This window comes from Paenibacillus sp. OK076 (genome assembly GCF_900110055.1).
GTDB lineage: Bacteria > Bacillota > Bacilli > Paenibacillales > Paenibacillaceae > Paenibacillus.
In genome coordinates this window covers 107,225-130,231 of the sequence record NZ_FOCH01000005.1, presented here as the reverse complement: position 1 = coordinate 130,231, position 23,007 = coordinate 107,225, and the positions used below count along the sequence as shown (strand labels likewise).

Genomic DNA, 23,007 nt, shown 5'->3' with positions numbered 1-23,007 from the left:
AGGTGAGCGACAGTTATGGGTAAATCATTCGATCTGTCATTGGTTCTGGATTTCATCCCTGAACTGCTGCGATATTTGCATATTACACTGATTGTACTGGGTGGTTCCATTGTGCTCGGTCTGGTGGGCGGTGTGCTTCTGGCGGTTCCGAGGTTATACCGGATTCCGGTGCTGAGCCAGCTCGCTACCCTGTATGTCTCTTTCATGCGGGGCACACCGATTCTCATCAAGTTGTTTCTGGTCTATTACGGATTACCCGAACTGCTCAAGCCAATAGGAGTCGATCTATCCAGGACCGATCCGCTGGTATTCGTCATCGTGACTTATGCGCTAAGTGATGCAGCGTCCTTTGCCGAAATCTTTCGCGGAGCTGTGCGCAGTGTGGACAAGGGCCAGACGGAAGCAGCTTATGCTGCGGGCTTGACCACGTTTCAGTCTTTTCGGCGCATTGTGGTCCCGCAGGCACTCATTGTTGCTTTTCCGAATATGGCGAATACGTTGATTGGCTCGTTAAAGGATACGTCACTTGCTTTTTCGATTGGGGTCATGGACATGGTGGGCAGGGGCCAAACCCTGATCTCGGCTACATCGCATGCTCTTGAAGTGTATATCAGTCTGTCGGTTGTCTACTATGTTATCGTGCTTGTACTTGAAAAAGGGTTTGCTCTCGCAGAACGCAGACTCCAGCGTCACGAACGTAAGAAGGAAGTCCGCGGGCCAGCGGTAAGAGCTGAACGCCTGAAACGAATAGCGGGGTGAGCGCATGTCTATTGATTTCAACTTTATCTACACCTCTTTCTTCCAGATTCTAAAGGCATTGCCACTGACACTCGTCATTACGATTGTACCGTTGATCGCAGGCTTCGGCATTGGTCTGGCTACTGCTTTAATCCGAATCTATAAGGTTCCCTGGGTCTACCGGATCGCTGATTTCTATGTTTCGTTTTTTCGGGGGACACCGATGCTGATGCACTTGTTTCTAATCTATTACGGGATTCCGTTGATCATCGACAAGCTGGCTGCCAGGTACGGCTGGGCCTTTCAGTCTTCTTCCATCCCGATTCTGGTGTTCGTGCTCATTGCCTTCTCGTTGACTGCGGGATCTTATATGTCGGAGATTATTCGTTCCGGTATTCTTGCAGTGGATACCGGGCAGATGGAAGCTGCACATGCCGTGGGCATGAGTACCTCCCAGGCAATGAGACGCATTATTTTACCGCAGGCGGTGGGTGCGGTTCTGCCGAATCTGTGCAGCATGTTTGTTGGTTTCCTGCATGGATCAACACTTGCATTTACCGTATCACAGATGGATATTCTCGGGAAAGCGGACGTGGTGGCTTCGGTTAGTCTGAAATTTCTGGAGGCTTTCATTGCTGCCGCATTGATCTATTGGGGTCTGACGGTGATTGTCGAACGGATTACAGCTTTGCTGGAACGCAGAGTTGCCGTGTACAGCAAAGGAGGAGTGTCATGATATCACTGACGAATATACACAAATCTTTTGGTCAGCAGGAAGTGTTGAAAGGTATTGATCTGACTGTGGAGCAGGGGGATGTTGTTGCTATTCTTGGACCGAGCGGGTCCGGCAAAACGACATTGCTGCGCTGTGTGAATTTTCTTGAACGTGCCGATGAGGGCAAGGTACAGATCAGCGGATTAACCGTAGACTGTAAGTATGCCCGTAAACATGACATTGTGCAGTTGCGGCGAAAAACGGCGATGGTGTTCCAGCATTATAACCTGTTCAAACATAAAACAGTGCTGGATAACGTAACGGAAGGGTTAATCATCGCCCAGAAAATGTCCAAAGCCGATGCTCGTGAACGAGCCTTGCGTGTACTTGAACAAGTAGGTCTGTCCGCCAAAATCAATGAGTATCCCAGCATGCTGTCAGGTGGACAGCAGCAGCGGGTAGGCATTGCTCGGGCGCTGGCACTGAATCCAGAGGTCATTCTGTTCGATGAACCAACCTCGGCGCTTGATCCAGAACTTGTAGGTGAGGTGCTGTCGGTCATTCGATCGATTGCCCAGGAAGGCATCACCATGATTGTTGTCACCCATGAAATGGGTTTTGCCCGCGAGGTGGCGAATCGAGTTGTATTCATGGATGGGGGTTCCGTAGTGGAAGAAGGGACACCGGAGGACGTATTTGTGCGGCCCAAACAGGAACGTACTCGCCAATTCCTCAGCCGTTACTCATCCGATTGGAGTTACGTCATCTGACGATATAGGCGCAAGCTGGAGTAACTGACGATCCCGGCCCGGCATATGCTGTAGCAGGCAAATGCTGATAGGCCGGGTTTTTCTATGGGTGAAGCAGGCCGTGACGGTAAGGAGGAGGACCATGCAGAGCAAAATCGATGAAATACTCACACATATTGCACATTCTCACCAGCAGGTTGCGCGTGTACTGGATGCCAAACGTCAAGTCGCTGTGCGCATGTCTGAAATCATCAATCATTTGCCGGATATTGAACCGGAGCTGGATGGCGTTGACGGTCTGCTGGATAGCTCGGGACAAATCAACAAAAGCATCATCTCCTATTTGGGAGGCCTGGCAGACCTGGAAGAAGCCGTAGCCGAAACGCTGACCCAGGTGATGCGGGAGATGGCGAGTCAAGAGGAAGAATAAGCCCGGAAGGCGGGTGAATGGACATGAGCAGAGAACAAAGTCTCATACTGATGCTGGATGCAGCCGCCAAGATGCAGTGGAATATTGCCCTCATTTTGGAGGCCAAGGCGATTGAAGCCGAGAAGGTAAGGAACTGGGCGTTAAATCATTTGAATGGTGAGGCTTTTCTGACGCATAGCGATCAGGTGGCAGAGCCTCTCAAAATGCATGATCAGCTGGTGGAAATACTGGAAGGATTGACCCGAATGGAAACCGGATTATGCAACAACCTGAAGGCTATCATGGTGCAGAACGATGGTGAAGAAGGCGGCATGGATGGTGGCATGTTTGGCGGTATGGATATGGGGGATCTCGGAAAATGAGTCTGTTGCGGCGTGAGCAGGAAGCGAAACTGTCCCTCATTGAGTCCATTGCACACAGTCAGCAGGCGCTCGCCCGCATTCTGGACAGTGTGGCCAGCGTGTCTGCCCACTCGGAAGTATCCGCCCGCAGTCTGGCTGAGAACATTCGTTTGCTGAGCCGTTATCAAGAAGAGATGTCACGGATGGTTACGGGGATTCCATTGGCCCGAATCCAGCATGGGGAGCCTGGTGTGCCATGGCTCAAAGATCCTGGATATGCAATACGCATAGTCCGGAATATACAGGAGGAATGTTGACATGTTAAAGAAGAAAAAAATACGTCTGAGAACCAAAAGAGCGCTGCTTGCTCGCGGGGCCCGTCTGCGTAAACTCCGTAAACTGCGTGCGCTCAAAGGCAAACGTGTACTGCACAAACGTACCCTCAAAGGACGCAGTGCGTGGCTTAAAAAAAAGAAACGTGCGGTACGACGGCACCGGAGTCTGAAGCCTGCACAACCGTTCGTCCCGGCTACCCCTACCGATCCGAACCCGGACAGCGCCTACAGCCAGGGGTACAACGAGGCGTACAACGAGGGATTCAACGCGGGTTTCGCCAAGGGATTCGAGGACGGACATCAATTGGCTTACAAAGCGCAATAGCAGAATAGGTGTACATTTTCGGATGACTATAGATGCATGTCCAGTGTACAACGATAACCCGGGGGGAAAGATCCCTCCGGGTTATTTGTATCACCGCAAAAGCGGACATGCCCGTGCAGGCGGATGTGGAGGGCAGACGCCAATTTTGCGCCTTGCAGGACACCCGTCCATGATGCATCTGACCCCGGGGCATATCCTTTAGAGGGAACACCAATCACGGGGAGAATCTGAAAGTGATATCTCCTGAAGGAAGACAGGGTGAAGGATGTGGCAAAACGACGACACCGACCGCCTACAGAAGCGGAGACGGCTTACCGTGGCGGGTATGCAGAAGGCCGCAGATTTGGCGGCTGTCAGGCAATGATGGAGCGAGTGCAGCTGTTTGAGCCGACCGTGCGGAATATGAAGGTGCTGTACATTCCGCAGGGATTCGATGCCATCGATGAAGGCGTCATTGGAGCCTTGCAGCAATCTGTTCGTGAATGTGTTGTCGGATCGCCGGCAAACATGCTGCAGGAAGCCAGCCAGCATAGGCCCGATCTGGTGCTGGTTATGAATGGACTACACGTATTTCCTCCCGATCATCTGGAACAGGTGAATGGCATAAAAGGGCTGGGAATTCGAACAGCAGTATGGTTTGTGGATGACCCGTATTTTACCGAAGATACGACAAGCATTTGCCAGCATTATGATGTTGTGTTCACACATGAGGAAGCGGCCGTGCCGTTCTATACTGCACATGGTGCGGGTCGGGTGATCTATATGCCGCTGGCAGTGAACCCGGGGATGTTTCAACCAAGGCGTACGGCACCGCAGCATCAGTATGACATTTGTTTTATCGGCACCGGATTCTGGAACCGAATTGCACTGTTCGACGAGCTGGCTCCTTTTCTGGCGGACAAAAAGGTATTCATTGCTGGCAGCCAGTGGAACCGTCTGAAACGCTATGACATTCTGGGCCGATTCATCCACGATGGCTGGATTGATCCGGGAGCGACAGTCGATTATTACAATGGCGCCAAAATCGTGATTAACGTTCACCGGACTTGCGAGAACGGGGAAGACAATCGCAATACGCATCACCTCCAAGGTCATTCCATTAATCCGCGGACGTATGAGATCAGCGCCTGTGGCACGATGCAGATTACGGATGCACGCCATGATCTGCCACGCTACTACCGGCCTGGATATGACATCGAGACCTTTACAACCGCGGCTGAACTTCAGCACAAAATCAAATATTATCTGCAACATGAAGAGGAGCGGCGAGCCCTAGCCTGGCGCGGGCTGCTCACCACGTTGAACCAGCATACATTCACCCGTCGTATCGCTCAGCTGCTGGAGCACGTGTAAGTCTCTTTCTGCAGGACAGCACCGTTTAGGCAGAGTTAGAGAACCCTATCCCAAAAATAAAAGGAGTGGCGGTATGTCTCTCAAACACCGTAAAACGAGAAAGACTCATGTACCAGTGCTCAGTCTGGCTGACCAAGCACGCAAAAACGGGCAGCATGCCGGATATGATGCGGGCAAGGAAGAAGGATATTTGCGTGGCCGTGCCAACTATATCGTCAATTGTGCACAGGAGCCATTGCCTTTCCGGCAGCTTCACGTACTTTATGTATCTTCGGGTAAAGGATTCCCATATTCCCCACTGGACGAAGCCGTCATGGCAACATTGCAGGGCATGGTTGCCCAGGTAACTCTTTCCGATCCGCGTCAGCCTGTATCCGAAATTGCACTGCAAACCCGCCCTGACCTGGTGCTTGTGCTGGATGGCATGGATATTCCGCTGGAACATCTGGATGCGATCCGCCAAGCAGGCATTCAGACGGCAATTTGGCTCACGGATGATCCGTACTATACGGATATGACACTGGAAAGAGTACACCATTTCGATCATGTATTTACATTGGAACTGAACTGTGTTGAATTGTATCGACAAAACGGCTGCCCTTCTGTTCACTACCTGCCCTTTGCTGCATTCACTAACCATTACTTCCCGATCACCACACCTTCTCCATTACACCGGGACGTCAGCTTTATCGGTTCGGCCTACTGGAACCGGGTGTACTTCTTCAATCCGATCATGGCACAGCTGATGTCACACAATACCGTATTTAATGGTATCTGGTGGGATCGCCTGCCCGACTATGCTGCTTACGGTGAGAAGATCGAATTGGGTCGCTGGATGAGTCCGCAGGAAACGAACGATGTCTATAACGGCACCAAAATTGTCATCAACCTGCACCGCTCCCACGAAGATGATTCCGTTAACAACAACCATGTCAAAATTCTACCAGCCTCCCCGAATCCAAGAACATTTGAAATTGCCGCTTCTACAACCCTTCAATTGACCGATGCGCGGGATGACTTGGCACGTTTCTATAAACCAGGTGTAGAAATCGAGACCTACTCTTCCCCTCAAGAGCTGCTGGATAAGGTTGAATACTATCTCACTCATGAGAAAGAGCGCCGCGAGATTGCACTTCGAGGGCTGGAACGGACATTAAAGGATCACACGTATGGCAAAAGAATCAACGAAATGTTAAGCATTATATTCCCTTAATCCTGACCGGAAGGAGGTGTGCACAGAACCCTGCATATTCGTATTCAGGGTCCGTGCAGCCATGGCGACTAAACCCAAGCTCATGTTGTTTTCCCATGTGTGCAACACCCGCAGCATTACGGGAGCGGAGAAGCTGTTGCTTCATTTTATGAGAGAGATGGGTTCCATCTTCGATTGTGTACTCGTGGTTCCTCAGGAAGGAAAGCTTGCCGGACTTGCACGGAGGTTCGATATTCAGGTCAAAGTATGCTTCCTGCCGATGCTTCACGGTGTGTACACACCTTACCGGGGGATTGCAACAGATGCAGAACAGCTTCGCCATAATCCGGCATATCAGGACGTGGTCTCCCTCATCCGGGAGACTGCACCTGATCTGGTGTTGACGAATACCTGTGTTAATGTAATGCCTGCCGTAGCAGCGAAGTCATTGCAAATTCCGGTGATCTGGAAGATTACCGAAATTATTCAGTTGAATGAACATACCAACGAAGCTGTGCAGATGATTGGACGTTACTCCGACTGGATCATAGGCATATCCGAAAGTGCAGCAGCACCCTTCAAGCAAGCCGGCATGAGTGCCAAGTTGACCGTGATCTCCCCAACCTGGGACCCGGCCTTGCCGGACCCCGAACGATGGGTGCACTTGAGGGAACGCAAACGCAAAGAGATTGGTTTCAAGCCATCGCAGATCTGTATCGGTTACATCTCTTCCTTCATATATGATGCCAAAGGTCTAAAACCTTTTGTAGATATGGCTCTGCAATTGTGTGAAACCCATCCGCGCTGTCGCTTCTGGATTATTGGTACATCAGCGGACAAAAAGTACTATGACGAATGTGTATCCCGGGTGAAAAAATCCGGTTATTATCGAAGATTTACCTTTACGCCGTTTGAGGAAAACGTATCTCCGGCCTATACGGCCATGGATATGGTGATCATTCCGAGCATGGTCAAAGAAGGATTCGGCATGACTGCGCTGGAGGGGCTTTATTTCGCCAAACCGGTTATCGCTTTTGCCCAGGGCGGACTCGAGGAATTGCTGGAATCGGTAGGCAGTGGTGCTTTTTTGGCCCCGGCCGGGGATTCCCAGGCACTTGCTACTCTGGCAACAACCCTGCTGAATGATCCTGAACTGGCCTCAGACACCGGTTGGCGTAATCGGACAGAAGCGGAAAAGCTGTACGGCATTGAAACCTACAGGGCAAAGCTGCATACGATGGTGACACAGTGGTTGATGCGTTTTCCTGGATGGTTTCCGTACATTCAGCCTCCTAATGGTCCTGTGTACGCATGGGGTGAGGGCCGTTTGCGAACCGTGCTGATTCTGGAACCGGCTTCGGTTCGGGCACGATTGTTCCCATTGACTGTGATTCAGGCGCTGCCAATCTCGCCCTTGCCTCCGCTTGCCATAGGTCAGCCTGTTCATGAAGGAACAGAACATCGCTCAGGCCACAGAACGGGACGAAGTCGTTCCCCGCATTCAACCCACCGCAGCAGGGTTCGTAACCGAATGAAACAACGAGGAACGGGAATAGGCGGAAGGAAGCTGAAGGCAAGCAAAAAGAAGAAACAACGTGTGCGCGTGGGGCAACCAATTGTTCGCAAACGTACGCCTGGCAAAACCAAACGAAGCCGGGCACGCCGGAGATTATCCAATAGACGATGAAGGCAGGGATTACGATGAAGATCATGACGGTGCTGGGTACGCGACCTGAAATTATACGGCTCAGTCTGATCATTTCCAAGCTGGACCAGTACGCGTCCAAACATATTCTGGTACACACGGGACAGAACTTCACGGAAAGTCTCAGCGGTCTTTTCTTCAAGGAAATGGGCTTGCGGGCGCCGGACTACGTCCTTCAGGATGAAGCGGCCTCGTTAGGTCGACAGTTATCCTCGATGTTTACGCAAATGGAGGATTTATTAAATCAGGAGAAACCGGATAAAGTGCTGCTGCTCGGTGATACGAACAGTGCATTATGTGCTGTTCTGGCTGAACGGATGGGCATACCCGTCATTCATATGGAAGCAGGCAATCGATGCTTTGACCTGGATGTGCCCGAAGAGAAAAATCGCAGGGTTATCGACGCCATTTCCACGATTAACATGCCGTACACCGAACAGAGTAAGAAACATCTGGTTAATGAAGGGGTGCCCAGTCGCCGAATTGTGCTGACAGGCAACCCGATCTATGAAGTAATGCGTCACTACGACGCACAGGTGAATTCCAGCAAAATACTGAAGAAATTGAAGCTGAAGTCCGGGCAATATTTTTTGGTAACGGCCCATCGGGCGGAGAATGTGGATCATCCTCCTCATTTGCTGGAAATCATGAAAGGCTTGAACCAGGTTGCTGAAGAACATGCCATGCGAGTCATATGCAGCATTCACCCTCGAACGGCTATTCGAATCGCCGAGCATCTGCAACTGGAGATGCACCCGCTGGTGGAATTTCACGAACCATTCGGTTTTTTCGACTTCGTGATGCTGGAACGACATGCACGCTGTGCACTTACGGACAGTGGTACCGTACAGGAGGAGTGCTGCATCATGGGGGTGCCTACGGTAACCATGCGTCGCACGACAGAGCGACCGGAGACGGTGGATTGCGGCAGCAACGTGGTCTCAGGTTTGGATGCGGAGCGTATTGCGGGCTGTGTGAAAGTCATGATCGAAATGTCAAACGACTGGGATTGTCCACAAGGCTACAAAGCAACCGATGTATCCAGTAAAGTGGTCAAATTTCTGCTTGGAGGGAAATTGCATGTTTGAAAATAAGCGTATACTCGTGACTGGCGGTACGGGATCATGGGGTTATGAACTTGTGGCTCAACTGCTGCCCCAGCAGCCTAAGGAGATTATTGTTTACTCCCGGAATGAGTCCAGCCAGGTGGCAATGAGTCGTGAATTCGAGGACCCGCGTCTTCATTTTCGCATTGGTGATATTCGAGACAAGGATGCCTTAACCGTTGCATGTCAGCATGTGGATTATGTATTTCATCTCGCAGCGCTCAAGCATGTGCCGGTGTGTGAAGATCAACCGTATGAAGCTCTCAAAACCAATGTGATCGGCACACAGAATGTCATCGAGGCTGCGATTGAAAATCAGGTGGAAAAGGTCATATATATCTCAACCGACAAGGCTGCCAATCCATCCAACTTCTATGGCATGACGAAAGCGATTGGTGAGAAGTTGATCGTATATGCCAATTTGCTTCATAGCAATACGCGGTTTGTAACCGTACGTGGTGGGAATGTACTTGGAACAAACGGCAGTGTTGTACACTTATTCAAAAATCAGATTCGATCCAAAGGTCAAGTGTCCATCACGGATATGAAAATGACTCGATTCTTTCTCACGCTGAAAGATGCGATCACATTGCTGTTCAAAGCTTCGGTGGAAAGTGTCGGTGGTGAGATTTTTGTCATGACGATGCCAACGTGCAAAATCGTAGACCTGGCAGAAGTACTGATTGAGGATTCGGGTGTAGAGAATGTCTCCATTGTGGAGCGTGGCACTCGGCCTGGCGAGAAGATTCACGAGATTCTGATGAGTGAATTCGAGAGTATGACCACAGTGGTATACGATGAGCAATACTTGGTGATTTTGCCTACACTCGGCATACCGGGGTTGAAGGAGCATTATACGAACTGTCCTCCAGTATCCTTCAGCAGCTTCAGTTCCGAGCATCAGCTAATGAACAAACAGGAGATTCGTGACATTCTGAAACGTGGAGGATTTCTGTCATGAAGTTGATGATACTTGGGGGAAACGGAATGGCCGGCCATATTTTGGTCGACTATTTCCGCCGTCAAGGCGTTCACAGCGTCTTCTATACTACCCGGGATGTGTCTGATCCTAACGGTCTATTGCTGGATGTAAATGATTGCTTTATGGTCGACCGTCTGGTGGAGGCGGTGCACCCGGATGTCATCGTTAACGCGGTGGGTGTTTTGAACAGCTTTGCAGATGAAGACAAAATTACCGCTTATCATATTAATGGATTTCTGCCGCATCGTTTGCGGCGGGTCGCTGACACGATCGGTGCACGTTTGATTCACATCAGTACAGATTGTGTGTTTAGTGGGGACCGGGGGGCGTACCGGGAGGATGATGTTACCGATGGAACATCGGCCTATGCAATCACGAAAGCACTCGGTGAAGTCCATGATGCCGGGCATCTGACGATCCGTACGTCCATTATAGGACCCGAAATTCGGAAAGGCGGCATTGGTCTGATGCATTGGTTCATGTCCTGCACAGGTGAGGTTGGCGGGTATACACGCGTCTTCTGGAATGGAGTAACTACCCTTGAACTGGCCAAATGGGTAGATCATTATCTGGCATCGCCAGTCAGTGGTCTAATCCATCTGGCTCATCCGGTGCCTGTAAGCAAGCATGATCTGCTTGTGCTGTTCAAACAGACATGGAATAAACAGGATGTTGTTGTTGTACCTGATGATAGCGTTGTGCAGGATCGCACGTTAGTTTCCACACGTGAGGATGTGAAGACAGACCTTCCGGATTATTCTACGATGCTGAAGGAGCTGGCATTATGGATGGAGCAGAGCTAACAGGCAAAAAAGTACTGATCACAGGTGCTTCTGGCTTCACTGGACGGCATGCGGTTGCTTATTTCAAGACAGTCGGTGCGGCGGTTGCAGCAGTGGTCAGGCGGGCAGGTATACATTCGTTTGGCGATGGCGTGGCTGTACATGTCTGTGATCTTAATGATAAACAGCAAGTCCGTCATCTGATTGAAGAGGTGAAACCGGATTATGTGCTGCATCTTGCAGGCAAAAATTCCGTGCCTGATTCGTGGTCCGATCCGCTGCTGGTGCTTGAAACCAATGTGATGGCTGTTCTGTATTTGCTGGATGCATTAAGAAGCTGTCCGGCGGCACGGACCGTTATTGTGGGTTCCCGATTAAAGTATACTCCCGAACCCGGTCGGCCACCGCAGCCTCCGCACCCCTATAGTCTCAGCAAAGCATTAGAGGAAATGGTATCTCTATCGTGGATGTCTCTGTTTGGACAGCAGATTATGCTGGCCGAGCCGGGAAATCTGATCGGGGCTGGCCCTTCAACGGGCATATGTTCGCTGCTGGCACGTCATATTGTTGCTTGTGAACATCAGGGGAAGACGGAGGCCTTTCGTCTATCCGGCCGGGATAATACCCGTGATTTTCTAGATGTGCGGGACGCAGTCCGGGCCTATGCAACCTTGCTTGTTCAAGGCACAACGGGAAACGTATATCCGGTTGTATCGGGCACGGAGCGCAGTCTCGGAGAAATTGCGGATACGCTGCTAACCATGACCGAAGCGGAGGTGCCGGTACGCTGGGACGGAGCTTCTTCCGGTCCGGACGGGGCTAGAAATCAGGAGGAGTTATCGGCACTGCGCAAGTTGGGCTGGCAGCCGCTGATTCCATTTACCCAATCTCTTCGAGATATTCTGAGCGATGTTCGTACTCAGCAGGGGAGGGCGACTACATGAATCCGAGCGTGTCCATTGTCATTCCGTTTTACAATGATCCCTATGTACCTCAAGCGATCCAGAGTGCACTGAACCAGACATATACCGATGTGGAGATCATTATCGTCAATGATGGATCTACCCGGTATGAAGAGCTGCTTAAGCCTTATCGTCCCTACATTTATGTTCTTGGCAAAAGTAATGGCGGCACAGCTTCGGCTCTGAATCATGGCATCCGTCATGCCTCCGGGGACTACATCGCCTGGCTGAGTTCAGATGACCTCTTATATCCGGATAAGATTCGTCATCAGGTTGAATTTATGCAACGGGAGAATGTGCTTATCTCACATACCAACTTTAATTACATTAATGAGCACTCAGCGGTGACCAAGTTAAACGGGGGAGCAGAACCGATGGCCGAACCGGATTGGCTGCGCCTCTTCGTATACGGCAATCCGGTGAACGGCTGTACTGTGATGATTCGCAAGGATCTCTTTAGTGGAGTGGGCTTGTTTAATGAACTGTTGCCTTATACGCATGATTTGGATCTATGGATGCGTATTCTGCTGAACGGTCACCGTTTTCCATATCTGAACGAATCGCTTACGGCATATCGACGGCATGGGGGAATGGGCACGTTACGCCATTCGGATGCCATCGGCCGGGAGGCCTCCATGGTATGGTCCAGATATCGGGAGCCCTTGTTGCAGCGGATCGCTGCCATGGGAGGGTAAAGAACTTTGGTGGGGGTTATGGAGGCCGCGAGCTGGCCGAATAACGCCCTCTTTATTTATAAGCATTTCGATCTAGATCTTACTGATTGAAAGCCGCTTTTTGGATTGATGCAAAATACTCCATGTGCGTAATTTATACGTCGCTATGCAGCAGATGCCTGATACCTCAAGAAGCAATCCTCATATAATAGGGAGAATGGTATTATTCACGCGGAGAAAGGGGAGGACCGGATGGAGCCGAAAGTATCAATTGTCATTCCTTTTTATAATTGCGCGTACATTGATCAGGCTGTGCACAGCGCCATTCACCAGACGTATCCGCATATTGAGGTCATTGTGGTGGATGATGGCTCTAAGAAGCATGTGGAGCGGCTTCAACCATTCATGGATCGCATTCGCTATATTCGAAAAAAGAATGGTGGAACGGCAACCGCGTTAAACGAGGGAATCAAGCGAGCGACAGGTGATTACTTTGTCTGGCTCAGCTCCGATGATGTGATGTTGCTGGACCGGGTAGAGAAACAACTGAAGTTCATGCTTGACGTTAAGGCTTCGTTCTGTCACGGGGCTTATCATTATGTAGATGCGAACAGCGAATGGATGGACACGGTGAGACCAGAAGTAGGGAGTCGTCTGGAGATGCTTCAGGTGCTGACCGAAGGCTGCCCAATAAATGGTTGCACCGTGATGCTTGAGATGGATGCATTTCGAAAGTTCGGCATGTTTGACACCGAATTTCGCTACACGCATGACTATGAGATGTGGCTTCGTCTTTTTCCACTCTATGAGTTGTTCTATTACGATGAGCCTCTGATGTGTTATCGGGTTCATGAATCGATGGGAACCAAGAAACACTTCAAAGCTTTGAAAGCTGAGATGGAACTTGTCCAGGCTAAGCATCGGCCCATATTGCTCAATCTGCTGCAGGTTGGTGGTTACTGGAAGTAGAGGCTAGAAGTCTTGGAAGCGCGAATGATAGACAATGAACCGCCGCAAAAAAGAGGGTATTCGGTTGCCGTTAAGGGAGTGCGGCACGAACGAATATCCTCTTGTTTATTTTGTTTGTTAAGTTAATTGACTCTAATTTTTCTCAGATGTGAGAACGTGCATGGTTGCCGGATCAGGGAAAACATACCCTTTGGGCAGCTTCCTCATTAATTCGTTCATTACAGCGTAATCCACCTCGATATGCGTTGTAGACACAGGGGTGGAGAACCAACGATTATACAAATCACTGGGGACAAGTAATGTCATATTCTCTGACCTCCCAACTGAATGGCTTCCTGGTAGACATGCAGTGTACGCAATCCCATCTCTTCCAGCGAACGATGTTGCTCAGCCCAAGCTTTGGCTGCTGCGCCTACCTTTGTACGGGTGGCTTTATCTTGCAAAAGAGCATTTAACAATGCGCCAAGTGATTCTGCATCCTGTGGTGGCACGACCCAGCCGGTATGTTCAGGCTGGACCATCTCGGGCATACCTGCCGTACCGCTTACAATGACAGGCAGTCCGGCAAGTTGCGCCTCTGTGACGGAGAAGGGCTGCGTATCCTGTAAGCTGGGCTGTACATAAATGTCGGCATGGCGCAGGAACGAAGGTATGTTCGCCAGTTTGCCCCAGAATACGATATCAGAATCTATACCTGCCTTCATGGCCTGCACATACAATTCATTTTTTAGATTCCCTTCACCAGCAATCCAACAGACCCAATCCGAACGGATTTTCTTCAGACTGGAGAGCGCGTTAATCAATACGTGTACTCCCTTGATATACTCTAGCCTTCCTGTATAAGCAATTACTTTTTTGCCTGCTGGCTTACGCTGACGAAACTTGACCGCTGCTTGAGCGCGGTAGGCTGGCAGATCAATAGCATACGGAATCAAGCGGAATTTCCACTCAGGAACATGGAGTTCGGTCAGTGTGCTTTTAATCCAATGGCTGGAAACCAAGATGAGCTCCGATTGTGCAGCGCTACGCTCTTCCAAAGAGGTGAAGTAACGACCGCGTGTGGATTGTAAATAAGCAGTTAGAGTAAGTTGCGGGTCAGTGTTTTGAGCATCATAGAAAGTTTCGCGCGCAAGTGCTCCGTGGTAACTGGTTACCATTGGTGTGTTGCGGTTTAAAATACGTCTCATCGCGACGGCTGCTACCGGATCTTGCGCATGGATGACATCGTAATGGTCAACGCCCAGATAGGCGGCTCCCATTTCAAAGGCATACCTGTTCAATTCATAATAAGCCACGAGAGAATCGGCAGTGAACTGGGGCAAATCTGTCGGATTAAGTTTGGCTTGAAGCATGGGCCATACCTTATCTTTGGAGAAAGAACGATTGAGATTGCGAATGTACACTTCATTTTTGGCTCCGTTGGTGCCCATAATATCCACCTCTACGCCAAGAGCCATTAGCCTGTCAGCCAGCTGTTTCACATATGTCCATATTCCACCCATCTGTGTAAGCTCCCAATAGGTCACGAGCAGAACTCTCATAGTTACCTCCTTGTCACGGCCTGCACAGGCCGATCTTCTATCCTGTTAGTCTATGAAAAAAGGCAGACGAAAGGGTGGGCATTTCCGTGGAATTGATTAAAATGGGTGATTGCAAATAGCAATGGACGAGAGCAGGCATACCATATCTAGAGTAAGGTTCAACACTGCTCTACAGGAGGGATATACCGTGGCCGCATATGTGCTGGAGATTCACGAAAAGCTGCTGCAAACCGTTGTTCCGGTGAGATATATGGACATTGAATTGGCATTTGTGGGGAATGACGATGTGGATATATTTGTCGGGGGAATCAGTCACACGCGAGGGGAGCTGTATCGCTATTTTTGTCGGATTGGGGCGGATACGGGAAATCACATTATTCATAATCTCACGGTCTCATCCGATCCGTGCGAACTGCGCATCATTAGCAACAGTTCTGCACCCAATCATCTGATTATTCGCATGTACTGCAGAAGTGACCAAGGCCAGACTCTGGGTATACTTTCGGAGCATCAGATGATCAAATTGGCAGATTAAAAAGGATCACCATAATGAGGAGCGATTAACCAAAAAGTGGAGCAGGAGAAGACCTGGTCCATTTTTTGTCTTACATACGTGATCTGTTTTCCAACAAAAAAATAGCTTGACAGCAAAGGTATTTTCATTAGAATTAACCTATGCTCAAACAAGAGTTTAAAACGACGGTTTAAAACAAAAGTTTGAAACGTCGTGAATATAAGGCCGCTGGAGAGGCGGATATATAGATAGTGCCTCCAGGCCGGAAAAGAGAGTGGAGAGAGTGAAACAACAAACAGCAGTGCCTCAGAACCCGGCGGAGTTTTCGATTAAAACGATTATTCTGCCGCTACTGGCTATTATCGTCGGGATGATTATGGTCATCTTGGACAGCACGGTGGTCAACGTGGCGATTCCGAATCTGGTTCAATATTTTGAGACCGATCTGAAGACCATTCAATGGACGGTTACAGGATACACGTTGGCTTTGTCAGCCGTTATTCCGCTGGCGGGATGGTTGACCGACCGATTCGGTGCCAAAAGAGTATTTCTGTTCACGATCGCGATGTTTACTCTGGGTTCAGTATTATGTTCGATCGCGCAATCTCCTGAACAATTGATTATTTACCGTATCATCCAGGGACTTGGCGGAGGCATGGTTGCTCCGATTGGTATGGCGATGGTATTCCGTCTGGCTCCTCCTGAAAGAAGAGGTTCTATCATGGGTATGCTCGGGATTCCCATGCTGTTGGCCCCTGCGCTGGGTCCGGTATTATCGGGTTGGTTCATTGAATCACTCAGCTGGCACTGGATCTTCCTGATCAATCTGCCGATTGGTATTGCCGCGTTTATTCTATGTATCAAATTCCTGCCGGATACGGATCGTGGACGCACGCCTGCACTTGATCTGCTCGGTATGATTCTGGCACCAATCGCATTCTCGATGCTCGCATACGGTGTAAGTGAAGGCGGAACAAGCTGGACGTCTGCAACAACACTGACAGGTGTGATTGTCGGAGGCGTGGCGCTGATCCTGTTCATTATCGTTGAGCTTCGTCACAAGAATCCGCTGTTGGAACTTCGGGTGTTCAAATCCTCTGATTTCACACGGGGTATTATTCTGGCATGGGTATCACAAGTCGCTTTGTTCGGGGCGATGATTTTGATCCCACTTTATCTGCAACAAATTAAAGGCTACACTGCACTGGAAACAGGACTCATTTTGCTCCCGCAGGCGCTGGCTTCGGGTGTGGGTATGCCACTTGGTGGACGATTATTTGATAAAATCGGTGCAAGACCGCTGGCTTTCGTGGGTCTGGGTATCATCTCGGGTGCCTTGTTTATTCTGTCTTCGATTACCGCGGAAACGGGTCTTGGTCTGATCATTCTCAGTCTGGTCATGATGGGATTGGGTATGGGCTTTTCCATGATGCCACTCAATACGCATGTACTGAATGCTGCTCCACGTAAGCTGGTAGGTCGGGTTACCCCGCTTACTGCTGCTGCACAGCAAGTGGTTGTATCCTTTGCAGTTGCCGGCTTGACCGGATTCCTGACCTCCCATATTGCAAGCAATACAGCTGGAGCAACTGATGCAGCAGGTATGGTGAATGGATTAGTGGCTGGTTTTAACGACACCTTCTTCCTGGCAGCGTGCATTGCCTTGTTTGGATGTCTGCTCAGTCTGATCCTGCGTAAACCCAAACGGATGGAGGAAGAGTCCCTTCAAACAGGGGATCAGCCTGATCCTGCAATGATGATGGGACACTGATTCTAATAAGCTGATTTAATTTTTAGGCAGTTCAGAGCATCTTTCTGAACTGCCTTTTTGTTTTATTTAAAAGAAAATGCTCAAGGCTGTCATCATTTCCCGAAATGAAGCAGCGTATCGGTCAGGGGAGAAGGAGATGGCCATATGCTGTCTGCCCTGAATGCGAATATATTCCCGCAGCTTTTTGTTGCGCATAAGGTCTACTGCTTCTGATACAGCGGTATTCACATTGCCAATCGGATAGAATTTTCCCGTTTGGTTATGTGTAATAAAGGACCTTACGCCATCCGAATCGGTACTGAGTACCGGGCAGCCGCAGCTGATGGCTTCAGCAACGGCGTATCCAAACCCTTCAAGCAGCGAAGTCGACAGCATGATTCCTCCGGAAGCAGCCACCATGGAGTAGAATGTAGGCATCTGGGAATGGGGAACATTGATAAAGATGCCAATCCGATCTTCAAGCCCGTACTCCGCAAGCATGTGTCGAAACATGACCTCGTCCTCTGGATTGGCCAAGGTGGGATCGTGGAACAACCATAGTCTGGCTTTCGGAATTTTTTTAATGATTTTCCTGGATATCGTCAAATATTCCCGCCAGTTTTTGTTGTGTTCGAGCCTCCCGACCCATGCAAGTACCGGATAGGGAGGGGTATCCACCGAAACTGGGGCAAAGGTATTGGTATCCAGCATATTGGGAATGACAAACCGGTGAAGCCATGGACACATATGGATGAACAGCTCCAGTAAATGATCCGTTGGAGGGATGACCGCTGCATCACAGTGGGCTTGCAGATAAGGTACTCCCATCTGGATGGTTTCCAGAGCCTGTTCACGCGTCCCAAGCCCCTGTGCTTCATAGATAATGCGTCCTTTATACCCGAGGGCTCTTAATCTGCCCGGCATGGCAATATCGGAGGTAACAATAATGGCATCATAACGATGATGATGAATCAAACTGTGAATTTCCTCATCACTGGAAGTGGTGAAGACCGGCGTGCTGGTATTGTTCTGCATTCCCGAGCCAGGGTTCAGATACAATACATGCGCTTCGATGCCATGGCGTTGCAGAACGGCTGTACGCAATCGGTTTAACGTATCTACACCGCCGCTTGGAACAAAAAATGTGAATAGTACTTTCACACGGTTCACCCTCTGACTTTTGTGCAGGTGCTTATGCTCCTGTATTCTAAGGTACGTTGCCCCAGAGTCCAGGGTGTGGGTGAATGAAGTGTTGTTCACATTTTAGACACATATTTTTAAGCTTTCTTTTAAGTGACCTTAAGCTGCATTTAGGCTACAGCACGTAAGATACAAGGAACTTCCCGTGTTGACCATCAGAAGAAAGCGATGATGGCACACGGGTATTTTAACGGGAAAGGATGAATGATGTGCTCGAAGTGAAACAGGTAAGCAAGGTATTTGATGGACGGCGCGGCGTGCATCAACTGGATTTCACAATGGAGCGCGGTGAGATTGTTGGATTTTTGGGACCGAATGGTGCCGGGAAAACCACAACGATGCGAATGATTACGGGCTATTTGCATCCAACAGCAGGCTCCATTTCAGTGGATGGCATATCGGTGCACGATCAGGGCAGGAGCGTCCGTTCCAAGATCGGTTATCTGCCAGAGACACCGCCGCTTTATCCAGATATGACGGTACAGTCGTATCTGAAATTCGTCGCTAATCTCAGGGATGTTCCGACACGTGAAGTGAAACTGCGGATCAGTGAGATGGTGAGCAGGCTGGGTCTTCAAGGCCGTGAAAAGCAACTGGTGCGCGGGCTGTCCAAAGGGTACAAGCAGCGTCTGGGTCTGGCTGGAGCCATTATTCACAAACCGGATTTGCTCGTGTTGGATGAGCCGACTTCAGGTCTTGATCCGAATCAGATTATGGAGATACGGGATTTGATCCGTGAACTGGGTGAGAATCATACAGTGCTGCTCAGTACACATATTTTGCCGGAAGTGAGCGCGCTGTGTAATCGCATGTTAATTATTAACCAGGGACAGCTCGTATTGGACGGTTCACCGCAGCATTTTGGTTCCGCGATGGGGGACCGGTTCAAGGTATCCATTGAAGTGAAGGCAACAGAGCAGCAATTACATAATGTGCTGACACCTTGGGAGAAGGTACGGAGCGAAGTTATTCCAGCAGCGGATGGACAGGTATCCACCGGTTCTGCTCATACGGTTAAAATGCTGCTTACCGGCGAATCTTCCGATGATTTCCGGGAAGAATTGTTCTACCTTTTGTCTGGTGCAGGCTTGCCGATCCTGGAAATGAAGAAAGAAAATCTCAGTCTGGAACAGATTTTCCTGAAGCTGACCACAACGGAAACGGAATCCGAAGCGGAACTGGCAACGCTGGAGACTGAAACTGATAAAGTGCAGATCGCCAATCAGGCGACAGGTGAAGAGGCCAATTTGGGAACCACTTCAGATCTGAAGCAATCAACTAAGTCCGAGAGCGCTTCAGCTGATTCCCACACAGGGGAGGGTTCCAAATGAGACGAATGATGGCGGTTTGCAATAAAGAACTGCAGGCATACTTCCTGTCACCGACGTCGTATTTCGCTTTTGCCGTATATGTACTGATGACAAGTTTGCTGTTCTACTCCAGCTTTGTCTATTACCAGCCAAGCATTGTGGATTATCGCCTGGTGCTGGGAGACACGTTATCCATGCTGCTGTTTGTGGTGCCGTTGCTGACGATGCGACTGGTGGCAGAGGAATTCCGGCAGGGAACGGACGAACTTTTGTTGACTTCACCTGCACGGGTGACCGAGATTATTTTTGGTAAATATTTGGCGTCCCTCGCCATTCTTGTTGTACTTATTCTGTGCAGTCTAGTGTACCCGTTTATTATGTCCTTCTTTGGTGAACTGGATCTGACATCCGTCTGGTTGTCTGCACTGGGTCTCTTTTTCCTGGGCGGCAGTATGATGGCGATTGGACTGTTTGCTTCCACGTTATCTCAGCACCAAATGGTGTCTGCGGTAGCCGGTTTTATTATTTTGCTCGTATTGTGGATGCTTGATTCATTTGCAGGCAATTCTGGATCTGCGTTACAGCAATGGCTGGACCCGTTTGCGCTGACGAACCGGTTTGACAGCTTCACGAAGGGTGTACTTAGTGGCCCAGATATATTGTATTACGTGACGCTCTCAGGTGTGTTTCTGCTGTTAAGCATTCAAATTGTGGAACGGAAGCGGTGGAGGTGAGAAGATGAAAAAATGGTTGAGTCATACCAACAGTACCGTGCTGTCTGTAGCGGTGGTTGGCATCTTTATTTTGCTGACCCTGTTTCTGAATTCGCTTGGCGGCTTCCAACTGGATCTGACCTCGAATAAACAATACACCTTGTCAGATCAGTCTCTTACCGCGATCAAAAACGTAAAAGAAGACGTCAACATTCTGGTGTTAACCGTCGAAAATGCGAATAATACGGTCTTGAACCGCGAAGTATCGGATATGGTTCAGGAATATACAAAGCGCAACAGCAAACTGAAGATGAAGCAATACAATCTGACGCAGGAGCCTGCGCTGGCCTCCAAATATGGCATCACAGGCAGCTCCATTGTATTGGAGCAGGGCGATCAGCATAAAGTCATTGATATTGCCAGTCTATTCACGGCTGTCGGGGATGGAAGCGATGGATCGTACCAGTTCACGGGTGAGGAAAAATTGACACAAGCGCTAATGAACCTGTCTTCCACGGAGATGCACAAGATGGTCTTTCTGACAGGACATGAGGAGCTTGGCCTGGATCAACTGACTACGCTGCGCTCATCTTTGGAACAGAATAATATCACGACAGAAGAACTGCAGCTGAATCAGGCTGGTCAGGTTCCAGAAGATGCAGACGTTCTCGCGATTATTGGGCCACAGCGGGATATTAGTGATACTGAACTGAAGGCCATTCGGACATATCTGAGTAACGGAGGTAAATTGCTGTTATCTCTCGGTTTTCACGAAGATATGAAATTGACTTGGAAAAATATCGATGCACTCATGACGGATTATGGCGTGGTTGATGAGCATGCTGTCATGGTGGATAATCAGCAAGCCAGCACAATGGGCCCACTGTGGGTCGTGCCAGAGTATGGCTCCCATGCCATCACGGATAAACTGTCAGAAAGCAAACTGTATCCGATGTTATCCCTGTCCATTGCTTTGACAAGCAAAGAGCAGGATAAATACACCTTGTCGCCGCTCATTCATTCATCCAATGACAGTTATGGCGAGACAAACATTGCAGGTTTATTGCAGAACGAAACATCCAACGATCCGGATCAGGACGTTCAAGGCCCGGTTGAGCTTGGATATGCGGCGGATACAACGGATGGCAAACCGAAGGCAGTTATTCTGGGCTCATCCATTTTCATGCAGGACTCGGAAATAGCGAACGGCGGAAATCGGGATTTTATTCTGAATACCGTCAATTATTTAAGTGGAAAAGAGGATGGGGTAACGATTCGGCCACGGGTACAATCCGGTTATCAAACGGCGTATTTGGATGGTGAACAAGCCAGAACCATTTTCTTCGTGGCGATTGTCGCATTCCCGCTTATCTTTGTTATGATAGGTGTACTCTTATGGTGGAGGCGCAGACGCGTATGAAAAAATGGGTCCCAACGATTCTAGTCTTATTGGTCTTGATTATCGGGTGGGTCTATGCGGCCAGTCAAAATTATTTTCGTGAAGAGGAAGCGGAGAAGGTCAAGTTACTTGGGATTAAGTCTGCCGATATTCAGTCCATCACGATTCATGATAACCATACAGACACATCAGGTGCTTCAACATCCTCATCTTCACAATTGGAATTAAAGAATGGCGTATGGCGTATGGTGGAACCCAAGGCTTATCCTCTGAATGGGTATACGGTTAGCAGCTGGCTTGATGCCTTAAGTGGTGCAGATCAGGAGCTGGTTGTAGAAGAAGAGCCGAAGGATCTCGACAAGTATGGATTGGGTTCAGATGCAACGCTTCTGGATATTCAATTAAAGGATAACCGTGAGATCAAATTGAGCATCGGTGGCCAGCTGCCAGCAGATGACGCTCGTTATGTGCGGGTAGACTCCGGGCCTGTCGTTGCAGTACAGACGGAATCCATCAGCAATATAGAAAAATCACGGCTGGATCTGCTGGATACCACTCCGTTTAATCTGGATGAATCCAATGTCACTACGCTGGAATGGGAAGGTGAAGCAGCCACCTGGATGCTCAAATCTTCCTCCGCGGAGGGTGCGGCAGAGCAGACGTGGACGCTTAATGGTGAAGCGGTTGAAGCTACCGATGCTGTATCGCTGATTGGCAAAATTAAAAACCTGTCCACAGCTGAGGATGTGCGCAAAGCCTCTGAACTGAAAGGCACTGTGCCACGCTTTACTTTATCCGTTGAGCAGATCGTTAATGGAGAGGCTGTTACAGATGTGTACAGGGGGCTTACTATTCCATCGAAACCGGATCAGATCTGGGTAGTCACACCAGACGGTCAGTGGGCTTATCCGATGGATGCAGCTAGTCTGAAGGAAGCTGAACAATTTCCGAATTCCATCCAAAAATCAGAATCAGACGCAACCTCTTCTATGAGTGAAGATGATGCTGATGCGAATTCCTCATCCAAGTAAGTGAGTGGCCCTTCAACATGATAATGAAGGTTCACACTTGAACAGGATATACGCGGTTATACAGAGCGGTGCTGCACGTTGTGCAAGCATCGCTTTTTTTACGTGGAAGAGAACCCATGGAGCCCAGATAAAGGAGGCTGTTGTTCCATATCCTTTCAGCATATCAGTCCATGCAGAAGAGCATCCTATCC

Annotated in this window: 26 protein-coding genes; 23 read left to right on the top strand and 3 right to left on the bottom strand. The window is 49.4% G+C overall.

Going from position 1 to position 23,007, the window contains the following annotated elements:
- Positions 1–15 precede the first annotated feature (15 nt).
- The 17 genes from BMY78_RS27340 to BMY78_RS27265 all read left to right on the top strand — a co-directional run bounded on the left by BMY78_RS27340 (position 16) and on the right by BMY78_RS27265 (position 13,358).
- Entirely contained in the window at positions 16–759 is a 744-nt protein-coding gene (locus BMY78_RS27340; protein ID WP_090904449.1) for an amino acid ABC transporter permease, read from the top strand.
- A 4-nt stretch (positions 760–763) separates the two neighbouring features.
- The gene (locus BMY78_RS27335) at positions 764–1,474 is read left to right on the top strand and encodes an amino acid ABC transporter permease (RefSeq protein WP_090904448.1); all 711 of its coding nucleotides are present in this window, start codon (positions 764–766) and stop codon (positions 1,472–1,474) included.
- Positions 1,471–2,223, top strand: a complete 753-nt coding sequence (locus BMY78_RS27330) for an amino acid ABC transporter ATP-binding protein (RefSeq protein ID WP_090904447.1) — start codon at positions 1,471–1,473, stop codon at positions 2,221–2,223. The genes BMY78_RS27335 and BMY78_RS27330 overlap by 4 nt, the downstream gene beginning before the upstream one ends.
- Before the next feature lie 121 nt (positions 2,224–2,344).
- On the top strand, positions 2,345–2,632 hold the full coding sequence (locus tag BMY78_RS27325; protein WP_090904446.1) for a nucleoside-diphosphate sugar epimerase: 288 nt from the start codon (positions 2,345–2,347) through the stop codon (positions 2,630–2,632).
- Between the two features lie 23 nt (positions 2,633–2,655).
- Positions 2,656–2,994, top strand: a complete 339-nt coding sequence (locus tag BMY78_RS27320) for an alpha-helical endospore appendage domain-containing protein (protein WP_090904578.1) — start codon at positions 2,656–2,658, stop codon at positions 2,992–2,994.
- Positions 2,991–3,290: a hypothetical protein gene (locus BMY78_RS27315; protein WP_090904445.1), complete on the top strand. Its 300-nt coding sequence runs from the start codon at positions 2,991–2,993 to the stop codon at positions 3,288–3,290. The genes BMY78_RS27320 and BMY78_RS27315 overlap by 4 nt, the downstream gene beginning before the upstream one ends.
- A gap of 1 nt (position 3,291) precedes the next feature.
- Positions 3,292–3,633 (top strand): hypothetical protein, encoded by a 342-nt coding sequence (locus BMY78_RS27310; RefSeq protein ID WP_090904444.1) that lies wholly within the window; start codon positions 3,292–3,294, stop codon positions 3,631–3,633.
- A gap of 22 nt (positions 3,634–3,655) precedes the next feature.
- The gene (locus BMY78_RS32665) at positions 3,656–3,835 is read left to right on the top strand and encodes a hypothetical protein (protein WP_143067090.1); all 180 of its coding nucleotides are present in this window, start codon (positions 3,656–3,658) and stop codon (positions 3,833–3,835) included.
- Positions 3,836–3,891: 56 nt separating this feature from the next.
- On the top strand, positions 3,892–4,986 hold the full coding sequence (locus BMY78_RS27305; protein ID WP_256222475.1) for a CgeB family protein: 1,095 nt from the start codon (positions 3,892–3,894) through the stop codon (positions 4,984–4,986).
- A 73-nt stretch (positions 4,987–5,059) separates the two neighbouring features.
- Positions 5,060–6,199 carry a CgeB family protein gene (locus BMY78_RS27300; protein WP_256222474.1) on the top strand — a complete coding sequence of 380 codons (1,140 nt, stop codon included), beginning with the start codon at positions 5,060–5,062 and terminating at the stop codon, positions 6,197–6,199.
- A gap of 61 nt (positions 6,200–6,260) precedes the next feature.
- A complete protein-coding gene (locus BMY78_RS27295; RefSeq protein WP_090904443.1) occupies positions 6,261–7,865 on the top strand; it encodes a glycosyltransferase family 4 protein in 1,605 nt (534 codons plus the stop codon).
- Between the two features lie 14 nt (positions 7,866–7,879).
- Entirely contained in the window at positions 7,880–8,971 is a 1,092-nt protein-coding gene (gene wecB, locus BMY78_RS27290) for a non-hydrolyzing UDP-N-acetylglucosamine 2-epimerase (RefSeq protein ID WP_090904575.1), read from the top strand.
- Complete coding sequence (locus BMY78_RS27285) at positions 8,964–9,950, top strand: polysaccharide biosynthesis protein (RefSeq protein ID WP_090904442.1); 987 nt, start codon at positions 8,964–8,966, stop codon at positions 9,948–9,950. Before wecB ends, BMY78_RS27285 begins: the two co-directional genes overlap by 8 nt.
- Complete coding sequence (locus BMY78_RS27280; protein ID WP_090904441.1) at positions 9,947–10,774, top strand: dTDP-4-dehydrorhamnose reductase family protein; 828 nt, start codon at positions 9,947–9,949, stop codon at positions 10,772–10,774. The genes BMY78_RS27285 and BMY78_RS27280 overlap by 4 nt, the downstream gene beginning before the upstream one ends.
- Positions 10,756–11,697 carry an NAD-dependent epimerase/dehydratase family protein gene (locus BMY78_RS27275; RefSeq protein WP_090904440.1) on the top strand — a complete coding sequence of 314 codons (942 nt, stop codon included), beginning with the start codon at positions 10,756–10,758 and terminating at the stop codon, positions 11,695–11,697. Before BMY78_RS27280 ends, BMY78_RS27275 begins: the two co-directional genes overlap by 19 nt.
- Positions 11,694–12,410 (top strand): glycosyltransferase, encoded by a 717-nt coding sequence (locus BMY78_RS27270; RefSeq protein ID WP_090904439.1) that lies wholly within the window; start codon positions 11,694–11,696, stop codon positions 12,408–12,410. Before BMY78_RS27275 ends, BMY78_RS27270 begins: the two co-directional genes overlap by 4 nt.
- A 231-nt stretch (positions 12,411–12,641) precedes the next feature.
- On the top strand, positions 12,642–13,358 hold the full coding sequence (locus BMY78_RS27265; protein WP_090904438.1) for a glycosyltransferase: 717 nt from the start codon (positions 12,642–12,644) through the stop codon (positions 13,356–13,358).
- Between the two features lie 132 nt (positions 13,359–13,490).
- On the opposite strand, the gene BMY78_RS33005 is transcribed toward BMY78_RS27265, so the two are convergent.
- Both BMY78_RS33005 and BMY78_RS27260 read right to left on the bottom strand, forming a co-directional pair.
- Entirely contained in the window at positions 13,491–13,664 is a 174-nt protein-coding gene (locus BMY78_RS33005; RefSeq protein WP_177185891.1) for a hypothetical protein, read from the bottom strand.
- Positions 13,661–14,899, bottom strand: coding sequence for a glycosyltransferase family 4 protein (locus BMY78_RS27260; protein ID WP_090904437.1), 1,239 nt, complete (start codon positions 14,897–14,899; stop codon positions 13,661–13,663). Before BMY78_RS27260 ends, BMY78_RS33005 begins: the two co-directional genes overlap by 4 nt.
- Positions 14,900–15,086: 187 nt before the next feature.
- Here BMY78_RS27260 and BMY78_RS27255 point away from each other — a divergent pair, with 187 nt between their 5' ends.
- Together BMY78_RS27255 and BMY78_RS27250 are read left to right on the top strand one after the other, a co-directional pair.
- Positions 15,087–15,434, top strand: coding sequence for a hypothetical protein (locus tag BMY78_RS27255; RefSeq protein ID WP_090904436.1), 348 nt, complete (start codon positions 15,087–15,089; stop codon positions 15,432–15,434).
- 262 nt (positions 15,435–15,696) lie between these two features.
- Entirely contained in the window at positions 15,697–17,184 is a 1,488-nt protein-coding gene (locus tag BMY78_RS27250) for a DHA2 family efflux MFS transporter permease subunit (protein ID WP_090904435.1), read from the top strand.
- A 66-nt stretch (positions 17,185–17,250) separates the two neighbouring features.
- On the opposite strand, the gene BMY78_RS27245 is transcribed toward BMY78_RS27250, so the two are convergent.
- Positions 17,251–18,324: a glycosyltransferase family 4 protein gene (locus BMY78_RS27245; RefSeq protein ID WP_177185890.1), complete on the bottom strand. Its 1,074-nt coding sequence runs from the start codon at positions 18,322–18,324 to the stop codon at positions 17,251–17,253.
- A gap of 248 nt (positions 18,325–18,572) precedes the next feature.
- Here BMY78_RS27245 and BMY78_RS27240 point away from each other — a divergent pair, with 248 nt between their 5' ends.
- Genes BMY78_RS27240 through BMY78_RS27225 form a run of 4 tightly spaced genes read left to right on the top strand, consistent with a single transcriptional unit; the run spans position 18,573 to position 22,816 of the window.
- The gene (locus tag BMY78_RS27240; protein ID WP_090904434.1) at positions 18,573–19,694 is read left to right on the top strand and encodes an ABC transporter ATP-binding protein; all 1,122 of its coding nucleotides are present in this window, start codon (positions 18,573–18,575) and stop codon (positions 19,692–19,694) included.
- Complete coding sequence (locus BMY78_RS27235) at positions 19,691–20,407, top strand: ABC transporter permease subunit (protein ID WP_076290830.1); 717 nt, start codon at positions 19,691–19,693, stop codon at positions 20,405–20,407. The genes BMY78_RS27240 and BMY78_RS27235 overlap by 4 nt, the downstream gene beginning before the upstream one ends.
- 4 nt (positions 20,408–20,411) lie before the next feature.
- Complete coding sequence (locus BMY78_RS27230) at positions 20,412–21,806, top strand: GldG family protein (RefSeq protein ID WP_090904433.1); 1,395 nt, start codon at positions 20,412–20,414, stop codon at positions 21,804–21,806.
- On the top strand, positions 21,803–22,816 hold the full coding sequence (locus tag BMY78_RS27225; protein WP_177185888.1) for a DUF4340 domain-containing protein: 1,014 nt from the start codon (positions 21,803–21,805) through the stop codon (positions 22,814–22,816). The genes BMY78_RS27230 and BMY78_RS27225 overlap by 4 nt, the downstream gene beginning before the upstream one ends.
- Positions 22,817–23,007 lie beyond the last annotated feature (191 nt).

Bases quoted from the DNA above. Each gene is read 5' to 3' on its own strand.
- BMY78_RS27340 (WP_090904449.1), top strand. From the start codon at position 16: ATGGGTAAATCATTCGATCTGTCATTGGTTCTGGATTTCATCCCTGAA.
- BMY78_RS27335 (WP_090904448.1), top strand. From the start codon at position 764: ATGTCTATTGATTTCAACTTTATCTACACCTCTTTCTTCCAGATTCTA.
- BMY78_RS27330 (WP_090904447.1), top strand. From the start codon at position 1,471: ATGATATCACTGACGAATATACACAAATCTTTTGGTCAGCAGGAAGTG.
- BMY78_RS27325 (WP_090904446.1), top strand. From the start codon at position 2,345: ATGCAGAGCAAAATCGATGAAATACTCACACATATTGCACATTCTCAC.
- BMY78_RS27320 (WP_090904578.1), top strand. From the start codon at position 2,656: ATGAGCAGAGAACAAAGTCTCATACTGATGCTGGATGCAGCCGCCAAG.
- BMY78_RS27315 (WP_090904445.1), top strand. From the start codon at position 2,991: ATGAGTCTGTTGCGGCGTGAGCAGGAAGCGAAACTGTCCCTCATTGAG.
- BMY78_RS27310 (WP_090904444.1), top strand. From the start codon at position 3,292: ATGTTAAAGAAGAAAAAAATACGTCTGAGAACCAAAAGAGCGCTGCTT.
- BMY78_RS32665 (WP_143067090.1), top strand. From the start codon at position 3,656: ATGACTATAGATGCATGTCCAGTGTACAACGATAACCCGGGGGGAAAG.
- BMY78_RS27300 (WP_256222474.1), top strand. From the start codon at position 5,060: ATGTCTCTCAAACACCGTAAAACGAGAAAGACTCATGTACCAGTGCTC.
- BMY78_RS27295 (WP_090904443.1), top strand. From the start codon at position 6,261: ATGGCGACTAAACCCAAGCTCATGTTGTTTTCCCATGTGTGCAACACC.
- wecB (WP_090904575.1), top strand. From the start codon at position 7,880: ATGAAGATCATGACGGTGCTGGGTACGCGACCTGAAATTATACGGCTC.
- BMY78_RS27285 (WP_090904442.1), top strand. From the start codon at position 8,964: ATGTTTGAAAATAAGCGTATACTCGTGACTGGCGGTACGGGATCATGG.
- BMY78_RS27280 (WP_090904441.1), top strand. From the start codon at position 9,947: ATGAAGTTGATGATACTTGGGGGAAACGGAATGGCCGGCCATATTTTG.
- BMY78_RS27275 (WP_090904440.1), top strand. From the start codon at position 10,756: ATGGATGGAGCAGAGCTAACAGGCAAAAAAGTACTGATCACAGGTGCT.
- BMY78_RS27270 (WP_090904439.1), top strand. From the start codon at position 11,694: ATGAATCCGAGCGTGTCCATTGTCATTCCGTTTTACAATGATCCCTAT.
- BMY78_RS27265 (WP_090904438.1), top strand. From the start codon at position 12,642: ATGGAGCCGAAAGTATCAATTGTCATTCCTTTTTATAATTGCGCGTAC.
- BMY78_RS33005 (WP_177185891.1), bottom strand. From the start codon at position 13,664: ATGACATTACTTGTCCCCAGTGATTTGTATAATCGTTGGTTCTCCACC.
- BMY78_RS27260 (WP_090904437.1), bottom strand. From the start codon at position 14,899: ATGAGAGTTCTGCTCGTGACCTATTGGGAGCTTACACAGATGGGTGGA.
- BMY78_RS27235 (WP_076290830.1), top strand. From the start codon at position 19,691: ATGAGACGAATGATGGCGGTTTGCAATAAAGAACTGCAGGCATACTTC.
- BMY78_RS27230 (WP_090904433.1), top strand. From the start codon at position 20,412: ATGAAAAAATGGTTGAGTCATACCAACAGTACCGTGCTGTCTGTAGCG.
- BMY78_RS27225 (WP_177185888.1), top strand. From the start codon at position 21,803: ATGAAAAAATGGGTCCCAACGATTCTAGTCTTATTGGTCTTGATTATC.